The organism is Candidimonas sp. SYP-B2681 (genome assembly GCF_003971065.1).
Taxonomy (GTDB): domain Bacteria; phylum Pseudomonadota; class Gammaproteobacteria; order Burkholderiales; family Burkholderiaceae_B; genus Pollutimonas.
Genome location: NZ_RYDV01000003.1, coordinates 221,687 through 243,870 on the forward strand (window position 1 = coordinate 221,687; position 22,184 = coordinate 243,870).

Genomic DNA, 22,184 nt, shown 5'->3' on the forward strand with positions numbered 1-22,184 from the left:
ACTGAAATACGTCCAGTGCTTGTGGCGTCCGAGCGCCCACGTCGTGCGGGGATATTGAATCGCTGCGGGGTATCCAGAACTCGTCTTAGTTGATATGTTTCGACTTGAAATAAAACTTGCGTCTGCGGAACCGCTCACCTATCGTAAATCGCGCCTCCGACTCTTATAGACGTCGTGCAGGCCGAGCCTTCGGCTACCCGAAAGGCGCACCGCTGTCGGCAGATCCCGGAGGTTCCGATCATGGACGAAGCAAGCAAACCGAATCAAATCTCCAATACCAGCGAAAAGGTTGCATTGCTTTTTCGAAAGCGTATGGAGGTGGCGAATGAAGAATTGGCCAAACGGCTAGGCCCCGCAAGCGCTGGCAACGCCGAACCCTCCCCGTCCAGCATGCCTTTCTCGCTGGATCCACGGGCTTGGTACAGCTATACCCTCGATGCCACGCAACGTTCGATTCTCTTTTGGGATACGCTGCGGCAGCGGGGCAACAGCTTTCTTGAAAACGCCGCGCAAGGTCTCAAGCCCGTCCTGCACTTCGACTCCGAAATGGTGGCCGACGGACGCACTTTTGAGCGCCCCGTCAATTACGCCCTGCTGCGCATCAAGCCTCCTGAGGGCGTTACCGTTAATCCGGCCCAACGACCCTATATCATCATCGACCCGCGCGCTGGGCACGGCCCGGGCATCGGTGGCTTCAAGGACGATTCGCAAGTGGGGGTGGCGCTGCGGGCGGGACATCCCGTCTACTTTGTCATTTTCTTCCGCGATCCCGAGCCTGACCAGACCTTGTTGGACGTCTGCCAGGCTGAACAGCTTTTCGTCAAGAAGGTGCGCTCACTGCACCCTGACGCCGCTAAGCCCGCCATTGTCGGCAATTGCCAAGGCGGATGGGCAGCGATGATGCTGGCAGCCTCCGACCCCGATGAAACGGGACCCATCGTCATCAACGGCGCGCCGATGTCCTATTGGGGAGGCGCGTTTAGCGAAGGGGAAGGCGACAACCCGATGCGCTACGCTGGGGGAATGCTCGGCGGTACCTGGCTTGCCACGCTAATGGCCGACCTCGGCAATGGCAAGTTCGATGGCGCCCACTTGGTGCAGAACTTCGAAAACCTGAATCCGGCCAATAGCTTGTGGGACAAGTACTACCATGTGTTCGACAACGCTGATACGGAGCCCCCGCGATTCCTCGAGTTCGAGCGCTGGTGGGGCGGGTACTACCTGATGAACCGTGAAGAGATCGAATGGATCACTCGCAATCTATTCGTTGGCAACAAGCTTTGGGGAGGTGACGTCGAGGCCGCGAGCGGCAAGAGCTTCGACCTGCGCGAGATCAAGGCACCGATCGTCTTGTTAGCTTCCATGGGCGACAACATTACGCCACCGCAACAGGCCTTCAACTGGGTCGTGGATGTATATGGCAGCACCGAGGAAATCAAGGCGCGCGGCCAGGTCATCGTCGGCCTGCTTCATGAAAGCGTTGGACACCTCGGAATCTTCGTCTCCGGCAAGGTGGCGAAGAAGGAGCATGCGCAGATCGTATCGGTGCTCAAAACCATCGAGGGGCTCGCCCCAGGCGTGTACGCCATGAACATCACTGAAATCGGGGATGAGGAAGGCGAAACCCAGTACGAGGTTGATTTTGATGAGCGTCGCCTTGAGGACATTGCTGCGCGGCTTAACCGCTTCGAACGTAGCGACGAAAAAGCCTTCGAAGCGGTGGCAGCAGTGTCGGATGTTATTCAAAAGAGCTATGAGCATTTCGCACAGCCGTTCGTGCAGGCCGTATCGAATGACCGTACCGCAAAGCAGATGCGGGCATGGCATCCCCTGAGGGTTCAAAACTGGGCGATCTCGGACTTGAATCCGTGGCTATGGTGGCTCGCACCCGCCGCTCAAACCGTCAAGGAGGATCGGCGGGCGATCGCAGAGAGCAATCCCTTGCGGCAGGCCGAAAAAGCGAACGCCGAAATGGTGAGCACATCGCTTGACTACTACCGCGCCATGCGCGATGCGCTAACCGAGGCGAGCTTTTTCTCGATGTATGCCAATCCCTTCTCGCGCTACCTCGTCGCTCAGAAGGAAGTTCAGGCTGGCGCTAGTGAAGGCAAGGTCGATGCGCGCGAGTCGTCGATTGTCCGCGACACCCTGGCCTTGACCGACGAAGGGGGCTACGTCGAGGCGCTCGCACGCGTGGGATTCCTGCTTAAGCGGAAAGGCGTGCGATTGCCGCTGTCGCGTCTGGAATTGCGGCAAGAGCTTCACTCGGAGTATGCGGACTATCTGCCGGACATTGCGCCTCATGATTGGCGCCGCGTTCGTGGCAAGCAAGAGATCATCGCGCAATACGAACCGGAACGGGCCGTTGCCACCCTACCCCAATTGCTCCATGACGATTCAGAACGGGAACGATTCGTCGGGCTGCTCGCCAAAATAACGGCCGACGAGCGGGTGCAAGACACCTCTCCGGACGATGAGCAGGTCGCAATGCTGGATCGCATACGCCATGTACTGGCAAAGAACAAGGTCGAGAGGATGCGGCGCCCCGCTGCGAGCAAACACGCTACACACTAGACACCAAACAACGAGGGGGGCGAGATGAGCTCGGACCACGCAAAGTATCAGCGCCTGATTGACTACTGCGCGACCCTTCCGCCCACGCCCACGGCAGTCGTGCACCCTTGCGATCAGTCCTCGCTGGAGGGCGCGATGGAGGCTGCTCGACTCGGCTTGATCGCGCCGATTCTTGTCGGGCCGCGTGAGCAGATTCTGACGGCCGCCAAGCAGTGCGGGATCGACGTGTCAAAAGTGGAGATTATGGATGCGCCCGACTCCAACGCGGCCGCGGCCGCCGCCGTCGCACTGGTGCGCGAAGGCAAGGCCGAAGCGCTGATGAAAGGTAGTCTGCACACGGACGAGCTGCTGGCCGCGGTGGTTAAGCGCGACACCGGACTGCGTACCGCACGACGCATCAGCCACTGTTTCGTGATGGATGTACCGGGTCACGATGAAACGCTGATCATCACCGATGCTGCCGTGAACATTGCTCCTACGCTGGAAGAAAAGGCCGATATCCTCCAAAACGCCATCAATTTGGCGCACGCGTTGCGAATCCCCGAAGTGAGAGTAGCCATTCTCTCGGCGATGGAAATCGTCAACCCGAAAGTCCCCTCCACGGTCGAGGCTGCCGCGCTGTGCAAAATGGTGGACCGCCGCCAGATCACAGGCGCGATTGTCGACGGGCCGCTGGCACTGGACAATGCCATCAACATCGAGGCCGCGAAAACCAAGAAAATCGATTCACCGGTGGCGGGACGCGCGAATGTGCTCCTGGTGCCAGACCTCGAGGCTGGCAACATGCTCGCCAAGAGTCTGTCGTTTCTCGCTGGGGCGGATGCCGCCGGCATCGTACTTGGCGCAAGGGTGCCCATCATCCTCACCAGCCGAGCCGATTCACTGTTGACCCGGCTTGCCTCCTGTGCCGTCGCGGCGCTGGTCGCCCAAGCCCGGCGTGAAGGCGAAAGGATACTGGGATGACATTATGGCTGACGTGATTCTCGTGCTCAATGCAGGCTCTTCGAGCATCAAGTTCAGCCTGTTCGACGCGGGTAGCGAGGCACTCCCGCTGCTGCTGCGCGGCCAGATCGAAGGCCTGTATACCACTCCCCGATTTGCGGTCAAGGACGCATCCGGTACAAAAATCGAGGAGAAGGATTGGGGAGAGGCTGTCGAGCTGGGGCACACCGGCGCGGTCACCTATCTGGTCGATTTCCTGCAAAGCCACCAGGAGGACCACAGCCTGGTAGCGGTCGGCCACCGAGTTGTGCATGGCGGTGTCGCGTTTACGCGTCCCGTTTTGGTCAACGCTGACGTGACCTCCGCGCTCGAGAAGCTGACTTCGCTTGCTCCGCTGCATCAGCCGCACAACCTGAAGCCCATCGACGTCGTGGCCAAGCTGCGGCCTAATCTTCCCCAGGTGGCCTGTTTCGACACCGCATTTCATCGCGGTCAGCCAGAGGTGGCGCAGGCTTTCGCACTGCCCCGCTCCATTACCGAACTCGGAGTGCGACGCTATGGATTTCATGGGCTGTCCTATGAGTACATCGCCAGCATGCTGCCGCAATTCGATTCGATGGCTGCCTCGGGTCGCACCATCGTCGCACACCTCGGTAATGGCAGCAGCATGTGCGCGCTGGTGAACGGATGCAGCGTGGCCAGCACAATGGGTTTCACCGCCGTTGACGGCTTGCCGATGGGCACGCGTAGCGGCAATCTGGACCCTGGGGTCATCCTCTATCTGATGGACGAACTGAGAATGGATGCGCGTGCCATCGAGACCCTGATCTACAAGCAGTCAGGACTGCTTGGCGTTTCCGGCATATCGAGCGACATGCGCACGCTGCTTGCCAGTGAAGAGGTAAGCGCACGCTTCGCGGTCGATCTATACACGTACCGCATCGGTCGCGAGTTGGGGTCACTTGTCGCCGCGGCCAAGGGCATTGACGCGCTTGTCTTCACCGCAGGAATAGGCGAAAACGCGCCGGCGATACGGGAGCGAGTGTGCCGCGACGCGGCATGGCTGGGCGTGGTGCTCGATCCGGTAGCGAACCAGGCGAACGAGCTGCGCATTAGTGTTCCAGCCAGTAAGGTAGCGGCATGGGTGATCCCCACCAATGAAGAACTGATGGTGGCGCGCCATACGTGGGAGGTGTGCTGCGGGCGGGCGACGATGAAAACCATTGCACCGGATATTCCAGGAGCGTCAACATGACCGACAAAGTCCCTAGTCCGATACTGAAGAACGCCAAAGCGCTGATTTGCGGCATCGCCAACGAGCATTCCATCGCTTATGGGTGCGCGAAGGCATTCCACGAGCTCGGTGCGGACTTGGCCATCACCTATGCCAGCGAAACCGCCAAAGGCTACGTGGAACCGCTCGCGCGCGAGTTGGAGGCACCCATCTTTATGCCGCTCGACGTCTCGAAGCCGGGCGACCTCGAGGCAGTCTTCGCACGGATCGAAAAAGAATGGGGCCGGTTGGACGTGCTCGTGCATTCCGTAGCGTGGGCAGCTAAAAACGATCTGCAAGGAGGCTTGCTGAATTGCTCGGCAGAGGGGTTTGCAAAGGCGATGGACATTTCCTGCCATTCGTTCATACGCATGGCCCGCATGGCGGCGCCGCTCATGAAAGACGGGGGAACCATGTTCACAATGAGCTACTACGGGGCCAATAAGGTCGTTTCGAACTACAACGTGATGGGGCCGATTAAGGCTGCCCTCGAAGCATCGGCGCGGTATCTCGCGTTTGAGCTCGGCCCGAAAGGTATTCGGGTGCATCCCATCTCGCCCGGGCCGCTCAAAACCCGCGCGGCTTCCGGTCTCAAGGATTTTGATCTCCTGCTCACCGAAGCGGCGCAGCGCGCACCGCTGGGCGAGCTGGTCGACATCATGGATGTCGGATTCACCTGCGCCTTCTTGGCGACACCCTACGCGAGGCGGCTTTCGGGCGAGACCATCTACGTCGACGGCGGCGTGCACATCATGGCATAGTGCTTGCGACTAGCAAAAGGTACGATCTGACTCGTTTATTGAAACCAAAGTCGACTTTGGCCCCAATTTCCCCACAGAATTTTACGTTCTTGTGGCGGTAATGCATGCGCTACTGACATTCGCATCTCGCGGGCCTAACCATTGCGGTAAGCCCCATTCCGCGGTATAGCCGTAGCGCAAAATCAGCGAAAAAGAAAAAGCCCTGATTAACAGGGCTTTAACTTACCAATTACTGGCGGAGACGGAGGGATTCGAACCCTCGATGCGGGTATAAGCCGCATGCTCCCTTAGCAGGGGAGTACCTTCAACCACTCGGCCACGTCTCCGAACAGGCCGCCATTCTAGCACGATAAAACCCTACTCTGCTTGGACTAGCCTTTACAGAGCCAGGACTTCAAAAACTTCGCGATAAAACAGCAGTGTAAAACAGTAAATACACAGAAAAGAACAAGGTCTCAGGCAAAATCAAATTAGATTTTATCTTCTTCGCTTTTATCCTGATCAAGGCCGAAGGCCTTGTGCAAGGCGCGCACGGCCAATTCCATGTACTTGTCGTTAATGATGACCGAGGTCTTGATTTCGCTGGTGCTGATCATCTGAATATTGATGCCCTCTTCCGACAAGGTGCGGAACATCAGGCTTGCCACACCAACGTGGCTGCGCATGCCAATACCGACGATCGATACTTTACATACCTTGTCGTCCGACACGATCTCACCAGCGCCTACGGCCGGGCCGATCTGATTCTTCAGCAGGTCTAGCGTGCGGGCGAAATCGTTACGATTTACGGTAAACGAAAAGTCAGTCGTGCCTTGCACGGACTGGTTCTGCAAAATCATGTCGACATCGATATTGGCCGCTGCAACAGGGCCCAGAATCGAATAGGCCACACCCGGGGTGTCGGGTACGGCTAGCAGGGTGACTTTCGCCTCGTCACGGCTAAAGGCGATGCCCGATACAACGGCGGCTTCCATTTTTTGATCTTCCTCAAAAGTGATAAGGGTGCCCGAAACCATCTCTTCTTCGACGGGAATCAGGGGGTCTGTCAGCGAAGACAAGACGCGCACCGGTACATGATATTTGCCCGCGAATTCGACGGATCGGATTTGCAGAACCTTGGAGCCCAGCGACGCCATTTCCATCATTTCTTCGAAGGAAACCACCGTCATACGCCGGGCTTCGGGCACGACACGAGGATCGGTGGTATAGACACCGTCTACGTCAGTAAAGATAAGGCATTCTTTGGCTTTCATGGCGGCGGCAACGGCGACAGCCGATGTGTCCGAACCGCCCCGCCCCAGCGTAGTGATATTGCCTTCGTCATCAACACCCTGGAAGCCTGTCACAATGACGACGCGCCCAGCGTCCAGATCGCCGCGTATGCGGGCATCGTCGATCGACCTGATCCGGGCTCTGGTAAACGATGAGTCGGTCCGTATCGGAACCTGCCAGCCAGTATAGCTGCGCGCGGCTACACCTTGCGCCATCAAGGCCATGGCAAGCAGCGAGCTACTTGCTTGTTCGCCGGTCGATGCCAGCATATCGAGTTCGCGAGCATCCGGCTGTGGTGAAATTTCCTTGGCCAGGCCCAGAAGGCGATTGGTTTCACCCGACATTGCCGAAGGAACGACCACAACCTGGTGACCAGCGGCATGCCATTTGGCTACGCGTCGGGCTACATTCTGGATGCGCTCTACTGAGCCCATGGACGTGCCGCCGTACTTATGAACAATCAGGGACATCTTATACTCTGCATTAAAGAGGCATTGTCTTTTGTTCTTAACAAAAAACTCTTAGCCTATTGATTCGGCTGAAGCTTTTTGTCAGCCGTGCGCAAGTGTGCCGTCTTTCAGATTTTGCGGGCAATCGCCGAAAGCCGACACACAAAGTCGAATATTTTAACGTTTTTCATACGCGGCGTTTTTTGCTTCTTTCTGGACCAAAACACGGCCCTTGATGCAACGAATCCAGGCTTGGCCGTGCTTGACCTGCATTTGTCTGTCGTGGCCCATTGCATGCAGGCCACGCAACTGCCGCATGACATCTTGCAAGCGTGCATCAGTGGGCATATGCACGCCCTGCAGCGACAGCCAATAGCGCAAGACCAGTGCCTGTCGTGCGGGAGAAAGCGCTCGCCACGCCTTCAAGGAAAAGCTGCTGGCATCCGAAGCGGGGTCGAGTCCGGCAAAATCCTGGGCTGCAATTTCGTCCAGAACTTGTTGTGCTTCGGCACTTTGCCGGGCAAGGCGCGAAACATTACCCTGCCATCCCGGCCAGCGTTCGTTCAGTGCCGGAACCAGACGCTCTCGCACCGCTGCGCGGGTGTATTTATCATCGGCGTTGGTCGGATCCTGTACAGGCGCCCAGCCGCTGATCTCGCGAAAGCGCTCGGCCTGCTTCAAAATATCCGCTCGTTCGACATCCAGCCAAGGGCGAAGGTACGTGACGCCCTGCCGCTGCATAGAGGCAGACATGGCGGCAAGGCCCATGGGCCCTGAACCGCGCAGCAACCTTAGCAATACGGTTTCAGCCTGATCGTTACGATGATGGGCCAGGAGAATATGCTGTAGCCCGATCTGGTCGGCCATATGCTTGAGGGCGTCATAGCGTGCATCGCGTGCTGCCGACTCGATACCGGTGCCTGAGTTCACTTTCACCCGAACTACTCGACTGTGGCAAGGCACACGCAACCACTGGGCAAGATCGTGTACATGAGCCTGCCAGCGATCGGCCGCGTCCTGCAAACCGTGGTGGATGTGGAAAAAATGCAGTTCGAGCGCGCGGCGATGAGCGAATAGTGCAGCATGCACCGCCAGCATCGCCGAATCCGCCCCACCGCTCAATCCCACGGCGACACGAGACGGCACTCGTGGCAAGGTATCGAATGCCTTGCCTATGGCCTGCAGCAGAGGAGTAGAACCAAACTCTTGCCAGAACGCGTCAGTGGGCATGCTCGCTAACTAATCGTTTCCTGGAAACGCCCGTAAGACATCAAACGCTGCAAGCGATGATTAATTAACTGATCGGGCGTCATGCCCGACAGTTGGCGCAGCGAGTCGGACAAGGCGCGACTCAACTGGCGTGCCATGATGACTGGGTCACGGTGTGCACCGCCCACCGGTTCATTGACAATACGATCGACCAGGCCTAGGTCTTTAAGCCGCGGGGCGGTGATGGCCAGAGCCTCGGCCGCAGTCGATGCCTTGTCGGCGCTACGCCACAAGATTGAAGCGCATCCTTCGGGGGAGATGACGGCATAAGTGGCATATTGCAGCATCATCACGACATTGCCGATCGCAATGGCCAACGCACCGCCGGAACCGCCCTCGCCAATAATGGTAGCAATGATGGGCACTTTGATTTCGGCCATGGCGTAGAGGTTATGGCCAATGGCTTCCGATTGACCCCGCTCTTCCGCCCCGATGCCGGGATACGCCCCTGGGGTATCGACAAATGTAAAGATAGGCAACTGAAATTTCTCGGCGAGGCGCATCAGGCGCAACGCCTTGCGGTACCCTTCGGGCCGTGGCATGCCGAAATTACGCATGGCACGCTCTTTGGTGTCGCGCCCTTTTTGATGGCCGATAACCATACAAGGCGTGCCATTGAAACGTGCCAAGCCGCCAATAATTGCCTGATCGTCCGCGTACATGCGATCACCATGCAGCTCATGGTAGTCGGTGAAAATTTCCCGCACGTAGTCAAGGGTATAGGGACGCTGAGGATGGCGTGCCACCAGGGCGGTCTGCCATGGCGTAAGTTTGGAATAAATACTTTTTGCCAAGGCCTGGTTCTTTTGCTGCAATCGCCCGACCTCTTCCGAAATATCTACGGCAGAATCGGTTTGTACGAATCGCAACTGCTCGATCTTGTTCTCGAGCTCCGCCAATGGCTGTTCAAATTCCAGGAAGGTATTACGCATAAGGGCTTGGTATCCAGATTAGAGCATTCGCTTTGTTTAGTACTGAACAGCGGCCGGATCAAGGCTGCGCCACAGGTACCAGGTGGCGACCGTGCGCCACGGCGCCCAGGCCTGAGCCACTTCCCTGGCCTCGAAACGCGAAACAGGCTCACCGCTGAAGTAGTGTAACGAAATTGCCTTGAGCAGGCTCGAATCATCCAGAGGAAGGATGTCGGGCCGCTGCAGGTTAAAAATGAGAAACATCTCGGCTGTCCATCGTCCGATTCCTCGAATCACGCACAGATCGGCGATGACTTCTTCATCGCTCATCGCGCTCCATAAAGCCGGCTGCACTTTTTTCTCGGAGAAATGAATGGCCAGGTCGAGAATGTATTCGGACTTGCGCTTGGACAGCCCGGCCAGACCGCTATCGGTCTCGGCCAGCGTGATCACAGCCCGCGGAGTGGGCGGGCGGCCGCAGGCGTCAGTGAAGCGCTGCCACATGGCATCCGCGGCCTTGACGGAAAGTTGGTGCCCGATAATGGCGCGGGCCAGCGTCACGAAGGGCGTTGCCGACGGCGCCAGCCATTCGGACTTATGGCGCGGAATCAGTTTCTTTAGAATGCGGTCGCGCCCCATAAGCTGGGACGAAGCTTCATCCCAGAATTCGGGCTTGGAGCGCAATATGGTCACGTCTTCTGGCATTGGGATCCCCTTAAGCACGACGCCACTGCGTCAAGCCGCCGGCCTTGTCTTCCAGCTCGACACCACTGCTCTGCAATTGCGCGCGCAAACGATCGGCTTCAGCAAAGTTTCGATCTTTCTTTGCTGTGGCGCGCGCGGTGATCAGGGTTTCAATCTGCTCGTTGGTCAGTTCAGCCAGCGCATTGCCGCCGGACTGATATCGACTGGGAGATTGCAAGTATTGTGCCGGATCAGTCTGCAAAAGACCCAGCAAACCGCCTAGTGCCCGGAGCAGGCCCGAAGCCTCCGACGAATGGATACGGTTGGCCTCCGATGACAATTCGAACAAGGCGGCTACGGCGCCCGAGGTATTAAAGTCGTCGTCCATAGCGGCACGAAACGCTTGGGCGCTGGCATGAGACCAATCGATTTCGAGCGGTTCAGCCGGCACGTTGTGCAGTGTCTGATACAAACGATCTAGAGCGTTTTGTGCATCCAGCAGGTTATCGGGTGCGTAGTTTTGCTGACTGCGGTAATGATTGCGAACAATAAAAAAGCGCAGCATTTCGGCTTCGCGGCAATTTGGCTGATAAGCGGCTTGCTCGTCGGACAAGGCAGAATCCGCGGCCACGGTCGCGCGAATGGTGCGGAAATTATTTAATGACTTGGACATTTTGTCGGCGTCGACCATCAGCGGACCGCAATGCATCCAGATTGATGCAAGGGCCCCACCGAATGCACCCTCGGTCTGGGCGATCTCGTTTTCGTGATGAGGAAATTTCAGGTCTGGGCCGCCACCATGAATATCAAGGGGCAGGCCCAGCAGGGCTTTGCTCATGGCCGAACATTCGATATGCCAGCCTGGCCTTCCGGTGCCGTACGCCGATTCCCATTTTGACTCGGGCGGTTCGTCGGCTTTGGCCGATTTCCACAACACGAAATCAAGCGGGTCGCGCTTGCCCGAACTTACCGCTACCCGCTCGCCTGCGCGCAAGTCGTCGAGCGACTTGCCCGAAAGCTTGCCGTAACCGGGAAAACCTCGTACCGAATAATTGACATCACCGTCCTCTGACTGATACGCCAGGCCGTTATCTTCAAGGCGCTTGATGATGTTGAGCATTTCGCCCACATGATCGGTTGCGCGCGGTTCGAAATCGGGTGAGGCCACGCCTAGGGCACGCTCGTCGGCATGCATGGCGTCGATATAGAAAGAGGTCACTTCGCTTAGACGACGATTGGTCTCCACGGCGCGCCGGATGATCTTGTCGTCGATATCGGTGATATTGCGCACATACTTTACCTTGTAGCCGCTTGCTCTAAGCCACCGCTGCACCACATCAAAGCTGACCAACATGCGGGCATGTCCAAGATGACAAAAATCGTAAACCGTCATACCGCATACGTACATACGTACCTGTCCAGGCTCTACGGTTTTCAGCGGCTCTTTGGCACGGGAAAGGGTGTTATAAATGTGCAGCATGTGCGGTAAATATCTATAAGTAAGTACGATTGCGGGCCCGATCCAGATAGATTGGGTTGCTGTAAACTGGGTGCAAGCCGCAAAGCATGGCTAAAATGGCGGTCGATAAGTATAGCAAGCGAACCAACCGCTGCTATTTTAGTGCGACCCGCTTTTCGATTTCGCGTTAAACGATGTACCACCAATCCAACCTTCACATATAGGTGTGTAGCCTGTGTTTCGAATCTCTTGTCCTGTATTAGCGATTGCCCTTATCGGGGGCGGGCTGTCGGTACAAACCGCCGGTGCCCAAGTACCCGTGCCCGGCCTCGAGCCACACGTTGATCTTACCGCCACGCTCGACACGGGTCCAGGCGACACCGCGTTCAGCAAGGATTCCAAGGCAGTTCGGGTATACATCGGGACACCCCCCGCCCCCCACACGGGCAAGCTGTTTAACGACCCGCCACCCGCTGAAGGCGGCTGGAAAGGGCTCGCCAAACTGCTTGAAGCCCTTACCCCCAGTGTCGATACCGAGATTCCGCTGACGGCTTCGCAAATAACCAGCAGAATTTCCTCCATGCTCGACAGGGGTCAAAATCAGGAAGCCTTTGATGTCATTCAAAAACGTATGGCACAAAACCAAGCTCGAGGCGGCATGGGCACCGACGTGCAATTATTGTTTTTGCACGCCCGCGCCTTGGCCGTCCTGGGCCGCCAGGACGAAGCCATAGAAAGCTACCGTCAAATGACGACGCTGTATCCCGAGCTGCCCGAGCCCTGGAACAACCTCGCGGCTGAATATGTTAAACAGGGTAAGCTCGAAATGGCTCAAGACGCCCTTGCCATGGCCCTTGCGGCAAATCCCGATTATGGTACGGCGCGCGCCAATATGGGCGAGGTTCAGCTATTGCTTGCTCGTCAGTCCTTCCAGGGCGCTGCGCAGCTTGGCGTTGGCGGGGCTCAGGGCAAAGCCGAAGCCACCACGAATCTCTTGAAAAAATAATCCTCTGGAAACTGACATTCATCGTTATGCCATCATTCATTTCTATCCTCGGCACATTTAGCCCTGCACTTCGTGCTGTCAGCCTTGCTTGCGCAACATCGCTCGCTTTAAGCCTGGGCAGTGCTGTGCAAGCCGCCACTTCAACCCCTACTCAAGGTAACCCTATGAGCACCACTCCAAACGTTAAACTTCAAACCAATCATGGCGACATGCTCATCGAGCTTGATGCTGAGAAAGCTCCAAAAACCGTTGAAAACTTTTTGACCTACGTGAAAGAAGGCTTTTACGATGGTACGGTTTTCCACCGCGTTATCAATAGCTTCATGGTCCAGGGCGGCGGTTTCGACGCCGACATGAAACAAAAGCAAACCCATGCACCCGTCGAGAACGAAGCCAACAACGGCTTGAAGAATAACCGTTACACCTTGGCAATGGCTCGCACGTCCGATCCGCACTCGGCAACGGCTCAGTTCTTTATTAACGTTGCCGACAACGACTTCCTGAACTTCACGTCGCCGACTCCAAACGGCTGGGGCTACACCGTGTTCGCCAAAGTCATCGAAGGCACTGAAGTCGTCGACAAGATCAGAATGGTAAAAACGGGCAATAAAGGCTTCCATCAAGACGTTCCCGTCGAGGATGTCATTATCGAGAAAGCCACAATCGTTGAATAAGATTCCGCTGGCGGGAACGGTCTGGATTGCCTCAGATATACATCTGGGGCCCAATACGCCAGCCACCGCTGAAGCATTCGATGTATTTCTGGACAAGGCATGCGCTCAGGCGGATGCCTTGATTTTATGCGGCGACATCTTTGATGCCTGGATCGGCGACGACTTCGCCCTTTCGGCGCCGCCCGAATGGCTAGCGCAGACACTGAACAGGCTTAAACGGGTGTCCACACGAATGCCCTTGTGGTTGGGGCGCGGCAACCGAGACTTTCTTATCGGCACAGCCTTGGCGGACCACGTAGGTGGCCGACTGTTGCCCGATTCAGTATGCCTTGATACGGACTGCGGCCGGATGTTGTTGTCGCACGGCGATGAATACTGCACTTTCGACAAAAAGTACCAGCGCTTCAGGCGTATTGTGCGTAACCCCGTCGTGCAGCGGCTGTTTCTTGGCCTAAGCCTTACGCTGCGCCGCAATATTGCCGATTGGGCAAGAAACCGCAGTATGAATGCCAATCGGTATAAATCCGTCAATATCATGGATGTGAACCCGGTGGCCATTGCCCAGGCGTTCACCGATAACGACGTCAATACGTTGATACACGGTCACACGCACCGTCCCGCGATCCATCATTTGGCTATAGCGGGGCGCCCACGCAAACGTATCGTGCTGCCCGATTGGGATTATGACCATGCAGCAGTCCCCCGCGGCGGTTGGCTATCGATAGATCGCCATGGTCCTGTCCTGCACCAGGCGACTTGGTAGTCACGCTTCGAAATCCAGCCGTAACTGTGCAATGGCGTCGCGTTGCCGAACATGAACCCGCTTGGCAAGCCGACTTAACATGTAGGCCGTCAAGTGTGCCGTCGCTTCAGGATCATCCATCAACGCCTCGGCAGACGGTGCGGCAGAGCGCGCCACGGGCAACGCCGTTCCCGAGTAGGTGAAGGTCACACGCAGCGCATATTCGTCGAATCGGGTCTTGACATCCAGCCAGTGCTGATCCGGCGAGATGCTGCGACCATGAGCCAGAAGATCGAAGGCCTGCCATACCGCTTGCTCGGCACGCTGAACCGCGTCCCGCCGGGCTCCCCATAAGCGGCCCTGATTTTCCATGAAAAGACTCAGGTCGTCCGCCGTGGTCGCATCGATCAAGAACCGTTGCCTCGTGCGGCGCGACGCCCCCAGACGAAACAGCACGGTCAATAGCAGCGCCGCAAGCGTGCCGTTGGTGACGCCTGCAAGGCTCATGAAGCCGGCTAACGGAGCATATTCCAGCCCTGCGACAATATAGTGATGTGACACCCCTACGATAAGCCCAACCCCGAGGGCCAGCGAGCGTCGATCGTCCAGCATGCGTGAAGCCACCAGCTTTAGTCCAGCCATCAACAGAAATGCGGACAGAAACAGCAACAAGGCGGCAATGACGGGTGCAGGAACCGCCAGCCATAAGATGATCAGTTTCGAACACAGGGCAGTGACGAGCAGGAAGGCTGCAACCCAATAGCCAAGATAGCGGCTCGCGCAGCCCGAAGTAGCCGCCAGCCCTACCGCACCACCACTGGCCGATTGCGGCATCGCATTGATGAACGAGGCCAGCACATGGGTCAGGCCTTCGGCTCGTAAGCCGCGCCCATAAGCATGCAGGTCCGGCTTGTGCCAATCGGCGTCGGCAGTTCTCTGGGCCACCGTTTGAGTACCGATCGACATTAACGACAGGGCCAAGCCCATCATGACATATGGCCAGACCATGCTGACGTCAAAGGCCCAGCCAAAAGCGGGAAAGTCGGGCAGACGCACCCATGGGGTGGCAGCAATAAAACTTAAACTATCGAGTGGCAGCATGCCTAGCGCTGCAGCGAGCGCACTACCGGCAAGCAATCCCAGTAAGCTTGCGAATAAACGTACTCGGGATTTCAGCCAAATATTGCAGAAAACCATTACAAAAAGGGTAAAAGCCGCCACCATCAGTTCCAGGTTCGTAGCGCCCACTCCACCCTTAAGCTCAAATAGCAGCTTGAGCCCGACCTGACCCGTAGCGACCCCTGTGAGCATTACGGCCAAGCCGGCAATTTCCACTGTAAAGATGCTGCGTAAACGCACGATGCAAGTACTAAGCGCCAACTGAGTAAGGCCCGTGATGCAGACCATACCGTAGGCAACAGGCATGCCGCCAGAGCTGCTGCTAGCCAGGAACATGACGGCAAAGACGGTTGGGGTGGCCTGCAGAGGATAATAATATCCCGAACCAATGCCCCACCGGTTCATGGTCTGCAGCAAAATCGACAGGGCGCTGGCAATCAGCGAGGCGCTCGCGATGTCCAGATAGCTGCCAGTGCCCAGATGCGAAGAGCTGTCTTGCACGAACAAATTCGGCACGACCAGCAGCGCGCACAAAAAAGCGATCTGTTGCAACACGAGCCCCAGCGCAGTAGGAACCGGTAGCTTGTCGTTAAGCCAGAAGGCGATGGACTCCGGTTTACGCATCGCTGTCCGCTATAAGCAGGCCCAAGAAAAGGTATGAACGGACAAATGGCATGACGGCGGGATCAAATCGCCGGCATCAGATGAAGATCGCCATGATCAGACTTCCACAAATCCCCGGTTTCGATGTCGAACCACCAGCCATGCAAGGCTAGATTTCCGGCGTCGACACGTTCTTTTACCCACGGATAGGTGAGCAGGTTATGCAGAGAGCCGGTGACGGCAGCGCGCTCTACCAGACCGGGGTTCTGCTTCAGGAGCTCTAGCGATACCTTTTTTCTGATTCCGGATTCGTCCGCGTCCAGATAGAGTTCGGTCGCGTTTATGGCCATGGAAACCCAGTCGCCCACAAACTCGCGGTCGATCGGATGGCCATCGGCTGCCGCAAGTACCGCCTTGATGCCGCCGCAGCTGGCATGCCCCAATACAATAATGTGATCGACGGCAAGATCGCGGACTGCATATTCGATGGCGGCCCCGGTGCCGTGCAGCCCGGCCCCTTGCTGATACGGGGGAACCAGGTTGGCCACGTTGCGCACCGTGAAGAGTTCGCCCGGATGTGCCTGCAGCAGGACACCCGTGTCGACGCGCGAATCGCTGCATGCAATGATAAGCGTTGCGGGAGACTGGCCCTCCGTGGCCAGCTTATGCATCATTTCAGGATCGCGCTGATAAAACTCGCTTCGAAACCGTCGCACGGCGGTCTCGAAATGTGAAATATCCCGAAGGCCTGGTTGGCAGCAATCTGCAGTCATACGCTATCACTTCAAAAAGTGGGTTGAAATATAGCGTGCAATTATAGCGGGATGTTTCCAATTTTTACCGTAAAAATAGCCAGATCATTACCACGATACCAAGAGCAATGCGGTACCAGGCAAAAGGCCGGTACGTGCGCTTCGATACAAAGCGCAACACTGCTTTTACTACGATAAGGGCGCTGATAAAGGCGGACACGAAACCCACCACAATAGCGGTAGCCTGGGCGTCGGATAACGCACTGCTATTTCGATAAAGATCGTATACCGTGGCCGCAAGCATGGTCGGCATCGCAAGGAAGAATGAAAATTCCGTCGCTGTTCTTCGTTGTATTCCGGCCATCATCCCACTGATGATGGTCGCTCCGGAACGCGATGTACCGGGAACCATCGCCAGGCACTGCGCAAACCCGACGATTAACGACTGCTTCCAGGTAATCTGTTCAAGCGTATAGGAGGTGGCATATTGCGATGCCATGGAGTCATAACCCGGATTGGTGACCGTTCCCTCGCCTGACGGCGTGGAAACGCTGCCGGCCTTGGAATACTGCGGTTTGCGTTCGACCCACAGCATAATCAGGCCCCCGACGATCAAGGTGAACACGAATACGCCAGGATTATGAAACAGCATCTTGATGTATTTGATCATCAAGGCGCCGATAACGGCTGCGGGCAAAAACGCAATAAGCAAATTGCGCGCAAATAAAACTTCGCTTCGTTCGCCGGTAAGGACTCCACGTATCAGTTGCAGCAGGCGTTGGCGAAATATCCACATAACGGCCATGATCGAGCCGAACTGAATCACGACTTCAAATACCTTGTCGCTTCCAGATGAGAAATTGATCCAGTCCCCGATGAGTAATAAGTGGGCCGTACTTGATACAGGGATAAATTCTGTAAACCCTTCCATCATTCCCAGAAACCAGGCCTTTAGCAAAAACCAGCTACTTTCAGTCATACTCGCTCATGTCGTGTGCATCGTCAATGTTGTGATAATCGCGTTCGATCTGCACCGCTGCAATGCGACGGTTCTCGACTCGCAATACCGTGAATTTAAAGGTGGCATGCGCCTGAATCAACTCGCAACTGTCACCTGCTTTGGGTAAATGACCAAAACGCTTCAGCAGATAGCCGGCCAACGTGGAATAGCCCTCTTCCTCGTCAACCAGATCATCTGTGTTCAATAGAAGCTCAAGATGATGCAGATCGGCCGCGCCATCCGCTCGCCAGCGGTCATCGCCCTCGATAACTATATCAGGCGTTTCGTCTTCGTCAGGGAATTCGCCTGCGATAGCTTCGAATACGTCGATCGGGGTTACCACCCCTTCAATGTTGCCGAACTCGTCAGTTACCAGAACCATTTGGCCACGCGATCGCTTCAGCGTATCCATCAGACGCAAGACTCCTATGGATTCATGCACAATGATGGGATCACGCAAGCGCGATAGGCGAATCGAACCCTGGGTGATCAGGTCCGCAATCATTTCTTTGGCCCTGCCTATGCCAACCACCTCGTCGAGTGAACCGCGGCACACCGGGAAAAAGCTGTGCGGCGCTTTAATGATCTGCTCGCGCAGCTCGGCAGCATCATCGTCAAGATTGATCCATGAAACATCCGTGCGCGGAGTCATGATGGAATTAATAGACCGGTCGGCAAGGGTGAGTACACCACTGACCATATAGCGCTCCTCATCGCCAAAAGCTTGAGGCGACGGCACTTCGCTCGCCTCGGAACTTTGCTCCGGCCCCATCAGTGGGCGCTTGCCCAACATGCGCAATACCCCTTCGGCAGTACGTTCCCGCAAAGGCCGTCGCGCATCAGCCCGCCGCATATTGCGCCTGGCCAATTGATTGATCATTTCAATTGCAACAGAAAACGTAATCGCGGCGTACAAATAGCCCTTCGGAACCGCAAATCCGAAGCCTTCTGCCAACAGTGAAAAACCGATCGTCAGTAAAAATCCCAGGCAAAGGATTACGACGGTGGGATGGGCATTCACAAAACGCGTGAGAGGCTTGGAGGCGCCCAGCATGATGCTCATGGCAATGATGACAGCGATCATCATGATAGCCAGGTGGTCAACCATGCCAACAGCGGTAATCACTGCATCGATAGAGAAAACCGCATCAAGAATGACGATTTGCGTAACGATGACCCAGAAACTGGCGTGCATGCGTGAACCGGATGCATTAACCGCCCGACCTTCAACCCGTTCGTGGAGTTCCAGCGTTCCTTTGAAGAGCAAAAAGAACCCGCCTGCGATGAGTATTAGATCCCGTCCTGAAAAATTGAACGGCCCAACCGAGAACAGCGGATCGGTGAGCTTTATTAGCCAGGACATCACCGAAAGAAGGATTAACCGCATGACCAGGGCCAGCGATAATCCTATGATTCGCGCACGATCGCGCAAAGCGGGCGGTAGCTTCTCGACCAGAATCGCAATGAAAATAAGATTGTCTATACCCAGGACAATCTCTAGAATCACCAGCGTCAGCAAACCGATCCAGGCCGAAGGATCTAGCATCCACTCCATCAGGCAGCTCCGAAAGGCAAGCGCAAATACCAAAAAAATCGGGCCGGGCAAGAATCCCGGCCAACCGCAGTGACTACTCTTTCAGGTGGCCCAACATCTGCGTAAAGATTTTCGGTGTAGCGGCCAGCACGCTTCCATTCTTCATCCACCCCTGCTCGCCATCGAAATCGGCGATTAATCCGCCTGCCTCGAGAATCAGCAAGCCACCGGCTGCCAAGTCCCAGGGCTTCAAATTGATCCCGCAATAACCGTCCAGGCGCCCTGCCGCGACATAGGCAAGGTCAAGCACCGTTGAGCCCAGGCGGCGAGCCGATGCACATTCCGACAATACGCTGGAAAAACGCGTATTGGCAGGTACTACGCCAGCCGAACCCGGTACGTGCGCACCCAAAAGGGCATCGTGGTAACGGGTCTGACCCGAAACCCGAACGCGCCTGTCATTCATGAAGGCGCCGCCACCGCGGGTCGCGGTGAATAATTCGTTGCGGCTAGGATCATAGATGACAGCCTGAGTCACCTGCCCACGCTGTGCCAAAGCAATAGACACCGCATAAATGGGCAAACCATGAATAAAATTGGTCGTGCCATCCAGGGGATCAATAATCCATTGAAAGTCGGCCTGGGCATCAACCGCCTGACCCGCAGCCAGATGAGTTCCCGATTCTTCGCCCAGAAAACCATGGTCGGGATAGGCGGTGCGCAAGATATCGATGATGGCTTCTTCCGCAGCATGATCAACTTCCGTGACATAATCCTTGGGCCCCTTGCGTGCCACTTGCAGGCGTTCCAGGTCGAGGCTGCCACGGTTGATAATGGCGCCAGCACGGCGTGCCGCCTTGATGGCGGTATTGAGCATCGGGTGCATAAAATTCCGTATTAAACAAAAGAAACTGTAATTGCCTGACCAGCCAAATCCGACCGCCTGCATAGGCAAAAGTCAGGCAATAATCGTTAAAAACCATCTATTTTAAATGACTAACACGATTTCCTCCGAAATGACCGACGCATTCACTCGCATTCGGTTCATTATGGTGCGCCCCAGCCATCCTGGAAATGTTGGCGCAGCCGCCCGAGCCATTAAGACGATGGGGTTTCACGACCTGTGTCTGGTGGCCCCCCGTTTCCCCGATGTGCTCGAGCTTCCCGAGGCCCAGTCGCTGGCGAGCGGTGCAACTGACGTACTGGCCGCGGTTCACATTGTTCCGACGCTACAAGAGGCGTTGCGCCCCGTCACGATGGCATTTGCCCTAACGGCGCGTGCCCGCATGATCGGCCCGCCGCCCTGCGACATCCGCCAGGCCGCAACCATAAGCTGCGCCCATTTACAACAAGCGCACAGCCGGGTGGCGATAGTATTGGGTACAGAACGATCGGGCCTGACAAATGAAGACATCGCCTTGTGTCAACGAATTTGCCACATACCTGCGAATCCTGAATACAGCTCGCTGAATGTGGCGCAGGCTCTGCAGCTCGCCGCATGGGAATTGCGCTATGCGCTGGCTACCGCCGCGGCAATGCCGCTACTCCCCGTCACCAGCGGTCAAACTGAAGCAGGCGACGAGCCCGCCCCCAGCGAAAAAATACAGGCGCTCATGGTTCACTGGGAGCAAGCCCTGGTGGAGGTAGGTTTCCTGGATCCGGAACATCCTAAAAAACTCATGCCTCGCATGCGTCATTTATTCGGCCGCAACGATCTGACTCGTGACGAAGTCGATATGCTGCGCGGACTATGTACGGCGATGATCAAGACGGCCAGGAAATCTTAGCCAGCGACCAATGCCTGACCCGTCAGGCGTGATAGTTCGGCAATGCCAGCGCCAGCCAGATCGTCAATCAGGATCACTTTGCCATCTTTCAGATCGAAGACCGCCAAATCGGTGTACACGCGAGAGACACAAGCAATACCGGTCACGGGATAAGTGCAGCGTTCGACCAGCTTGCTTTGGCCTTCGCGAGTCAGCAAGTCCATCAAGACATATACCGACTTGGCGCCGATAGCCAGGTCCATGGCGCCACCGACTGCGGGGATATCGTCCGGACCGCCTGTGTGCCAGTTAGCCAAATCGCCCGTGCGCGAAACCTGAAAAGCCCCTAGAACGCATATATCGAGGTGCCCGCCGCGCATCATCGCGAATGAATCAGCGTGATGAAAATATGCGCCGCCCGGCAGTAAGGTAACGGGTTGCTTTCCTGCATTGATCAGATCAGGGTCTTCGGCGCCGGGTTCCGGCGCAGGCCCCATTCCAATCACGCCATTTTCGCTATGCAGCATGATTTCGCGGTCGGCCGGCAGATAGTTGCCCACTTTCGTCGGCAAGCCGATACCCAGATTGACCACGCTGCCCTCGGGAATGTCCCGGGCCACACGGGCCGCCATTTGCTCACGATTCAGTCGATTCATTTTTCGGCTCCTATGGCCACCACACGCTGTACAAATAAACCCGGCGTCACGATCGCTTCGGGATCCAAAGCGCCCAGCTCGACGATTTCGTCGACTTGCGCCACGGTAATACGGGAAGCACTGGCCATGATGGGACCAAAGTTCCGTGCTGTTTTGCGATATACCAGATTGCCCCAACGATCCCCCTTCAACGCCTTGATCAATGCATAATCGGCTTGCAGAGGGTATTCGAGAACATAATCCCGGCCGTTGATCGTGCGCTGCTCTTTACCTTCAGCCAGCAAAGTCCCCGCTCCGGTAGGGGTAAAAAATGCCCCTATTCCGGCTCCACCAGCACGGATACGCTCGGCAAGGTTACCTTGCGGCACAAGTTCGAGTTCGATTTTTCCCGCACGATACAGAGCATCGAATACATGTGAATCACTTTGGCGCGGAAATGAGCATACGATTTTGCGTACGCGTCCAGCCGCCAGCAGCGCCGCGAGACCTGTGTCGCCATTACCCGCATTATTATTGACGATGACGAGATCTTTCGCGCCCTGATCGAGCAAGGCATCAATGAGCTCTTTGGGCTGACCGGCCAGGCCGAATCCGCCCACCATGATCGAAGCACCGTCAGGAATGTCGGACAAGGACTCCCGTAAGCTGTTAAAAAGTTTGGAAATCATGTGGCATCCATTTCCTGTTAATAAATGGGTTTAAAAAAACAGATGGCCGACCAGAGGCCGGCCATCTGCA

At 56.4% G+C, this 22,184-nt stretch carries 20 protein-coding genes and 1 tRNA gene; 8 read left to right on the forward strand and 13 right to left on the reverse strand.

Going from position 1 to position 22,184, the window contains the following annotated elements:
* Nucleotides 1-240: 240 nt before the first annotated feature.
* Genes EKL30_RS08315 through fabI form a run of 4 tightly spaced genes read left to right on the forward strand, consistent with a single transcriptional unit; the run spans nt 241 to nt 5,550 of the window.
* Nucleotides 241-2,574, forward strand: a complete 2,334-nt coding sequence (locus EKL30_RS08315; protein WP_126706755.1) for a DUF3141 domain-containing protein — start codon at nt 241-243, stop codon at nt 2,572-2,574.
* A gap of 24 nt (nt 2,575-2,598) precedes the next feature.
* The gene (locus EKL30_RS08320) at nt 2,599-3,537 is read left to right on the forward strand and encodes a phosphate acetyltransferase (RefSeq protein ID WP_126706756.1); all 939 of its coding nucleotides are present in this window, start codon (nt 2,599-2,601) and stop codon (nt 3,535-3,537) included.
* Nucleotides 3,538-3,541: 4 nt separating this feature from the next.
* Nucleotides 3,542-4,771 (forward strand): acetate/propionate family kinase, encoded by a 1,230-nt coding sequence (locus tag EKL30_RS08325; RefSeq protein ID WP_126706757.1) that lies wholly within the window; start codon nt 3,542-3,544, stop codon nt 4,769-4,771.
* Entirely contained in the window at nt 4,768-5,550 is a 783-nt protein-coding gene (gene fabI, locus EKL30_RS08330; protein ID WP_126706758.1) for an enoyl-ACP reductase FabI, read from the forward strand. Before EKL30_RS08325 ends, fabI begins: the two co-directional genes overlap by 4 nt.
* Nucleotides 5,551-5,783: 233 nt before the next feature.
* Here fabI and EKL30_RS08335 read toward each other — a convergent pair.
* From EKL30_RS08335 to cysS, 6 genes are all read right to left on the reverse strand, one after another.
* Nucleotides 5,784-5,876, reverse strand: a tRNA-Ser gene (locus tag EKL30_RS08335).
* 144 nt (nt 5,877-6,020) lie between these two features.
* A complete protein-coding gene (locus EKL30_RS08340; protein WP_126706759.1) occupies nt 6,021-7,292 on the reverse strand; it encodes an aspartate kinase in 1,272 nt (423 codons plus the stop codon).
* A 156-nt stretch (nt 7,293-7,448) separates the two neighbouring features.
* Complete coding sequence (tilS, locus tag EKL30_RS08345; protein ID WP_126706760.1) at nt 7,449-8,501, reverse strand: tRNA lysidine(34) synthetase TilS; 1,053 nt, start codon at nt 8,499-8,501, stop codon at nt 7,449-7,451.
* A gap of 5 nt (nt 8,502-8,506) precedes the next feature.
* Complete coding sequence (locus EKL30_RS08350; RefSeq protein ID WP_126706761.1) at nt 8,507-9,472, reverse strand: acetyl-CoA carboxylase carboxyltransferase subunit alpha; 966 nt, start codon at nt 9,470-9,472, stop codon at nt 8,507-8,509.
* A 36-nt stretch (nt 9,473-9,508) separates the two neighbouring features.
* Nucleotides 9,509-10,156 carry a DNA-3-methyladenine glycosylase gene (locus EKL30_RS08355; protein WP_126706762.1) on the reverse strand — a complete coding sequence of 216 codons (648 nt, stop codon included), beginning with the start codon at nt 10,154-10,156 and terminating at the stop codon, nt 9,509-9,511.
* A 10-nt stretch (nt 10,157-10,166) separates the two neighbouring features.
* Nucleotides 10,167-11,615: a cysteine--tRNA ligase gene (cysS, locus tag EKL30_RS08360; RefSeq protein ID WP_126706763.1), complete on the reverse strand. Its 1,449-nt coding sequence runs from the start codon at nt 11,613-11,615 to the stop codon at nt 10,167-10,169.
* 214 nt (nt 11,616-11,829) lie between these two features.
* Here cysS and EKL30_RS08365 point away from each other — a divergent pair, with 214 nt between their 5' ends.
* The 3 genes from EKL30_RS08365 (at nt 11,830) to EKL30_RS08375 (ending at nt 14,037) form a co-directional block, all read left to right on the forward strand.
* Complete coding sequence (locus tag EKL30_RS08365; protein WP_126706764.1) at nt 11,830-12,600, forward strand: tetratricopeptide repeat protein; 771 nt, start codon at nt 11,830-11,832, stop codon at nt 12,598-12,600.
* A 164-nt stretch (nt 12,601-12,764) separates the two neighbouring features.
* Complete coding sequence (locus tag EKL30_RS08370) at nt 12,765-13,274, forward strand: peptidylprolyl isomerase (protein WP_199748511.1); 510 nt, start codon at nt 12,765-12,767, stop codon at nt 13,272-13,274.
* Nucleotides 13,267-14,037, forward strand: a complete 771-nt coding sequence (locus EKL30_RS08375; RefSeq protein ID WP_126706766.1) for a UDP-2,3-diacylglucosamine diphosphatase — start codon at nt 13,267-13,269, stop codon at nt 14,035-14,037. Before EKL30_RS08370 ends, EKL30_RS08375 begins: the two co-directional genes overlap by 8 nt.
* Here the strand turns inward: EKL30_RS08375 and EKL30_RS08380 are convergent, their stop codons facing one another.
* From EKL30_RS08380 to EKL30_RS08400, 5 genes are all read right to left on the reverse strand, one after another.
* Nucleotides 14,038-15,759, reverse strand: a complete 1,722-nt coding sequence (locus tag EKL30_RS08380) for a solute carrier family 23 protein (RefSeq protein ID WP_126706767.1) — start codon at nt 15,757-15,759, stop codon at nt 14,038-14,040.
* Between the two features lie 62 nt (nt 15,760-15,821).
* Nucleotides 15,822-16,454, reverse strand: coding sequence for a carbonic anhydrase (locus EKL30_RS08385; protein WP_199748512.1), 633 nt, complete (start codon nt 16,452-16,454; stop codon nt 15,822-15,824).
* Nucleotides 16,455-16,575: 121 nt separating this feature from the next.
* Nucleotides 16,576-17,469 (reverse strand): undecaprenyl-diphosphate phosphatase, encoded by an 894-nt coding sequence (locus EKL30_RS08390; RefSeq protein ID WP_126706769.1) that lies wholly within the window; start codon nt 17,467-17,469, stop codon nt 16,576-16,578.
* On the reverse strand, nt 17,462-19,045 hold the full coding sequence (locus tag EKL30_RS08395) for a TerC family protein (protein WP_126706770.1): 1,584 nt from the start codon (nt 19,043-19,045) through the stop codon (nt 17,462-17,464). The genes EKL30_RS08390 and EKL30_RS08395 overlap by 8 nt, the downstream gene beginning before the upstream one ends.
* Before the next feature lie 73 nt (nt 19,046-19,118).
* On the reverse strand, nt 19,119-19,910 hold the full coding sequence (locus tag EKL30_RS08400; RefSeq protein ID WP_126706771.1) for an inositol monophosphatase family protein: 792 nt from the start codon (nt 19,908-19,910) through the stop codon (nt 19,119-19,121).
* 130 nt (nt 19,911-20,040) lie between these two features.
* On the opposite strand from EKL30_RS08400, the gene EKL30_RS08405 reads away from it, so the two are divergent.
* Nucleotides 20,041-20,811, forward strand: a complete 771-nt coding sequence (locus tag EKL30_RS08405; protein WP_126706978.1) for an RNA methyltransferase — start codon at nt 20,041-20,043, stop codon at nt 20,809-20,811.
* Here EKL30_RS08405 and EKL30_RS08410 read toward each other — a convergent pair.
* Both EKL30_RS08410 and EKL30_RS08415 read right to left on the reverse strand, forming a co-directional pair.
* The gene (locus EKL30_RS08410; RefSeq protein WP_126706772.1) at nt 20,808-21,446 is read right to left on the reverse strand and encodes a 3-oxoacid CoA-transferase subunit B; all 639 of its coding nucleotides are present in this window, start codon (nt 21,444-21,446) and stop codon (nt 20,808-20,810) included. The genes EKL30_RS08405 and EKL30_RS08410 overlap by 4 nt on opposite strands.
* Nucleotides 21,443-22,114, reverse strand: a complete 672-nt coding sequence (locus EKL30_RS08415) for a 3-oxoacid CoA-transferase subunit A (RefSeq protein ID WP_126706773.1) — start codon at nt 22,112-22,114, stop codon at nt 21,443-21,445. Before EKL30_RS08415 ends, EKL30_RS08410 begins: the two co-directional genes overlap by 4 nt.
* Between the last annotated feature and the right edge of the window lie 70 nt (nt 22,115-22,184).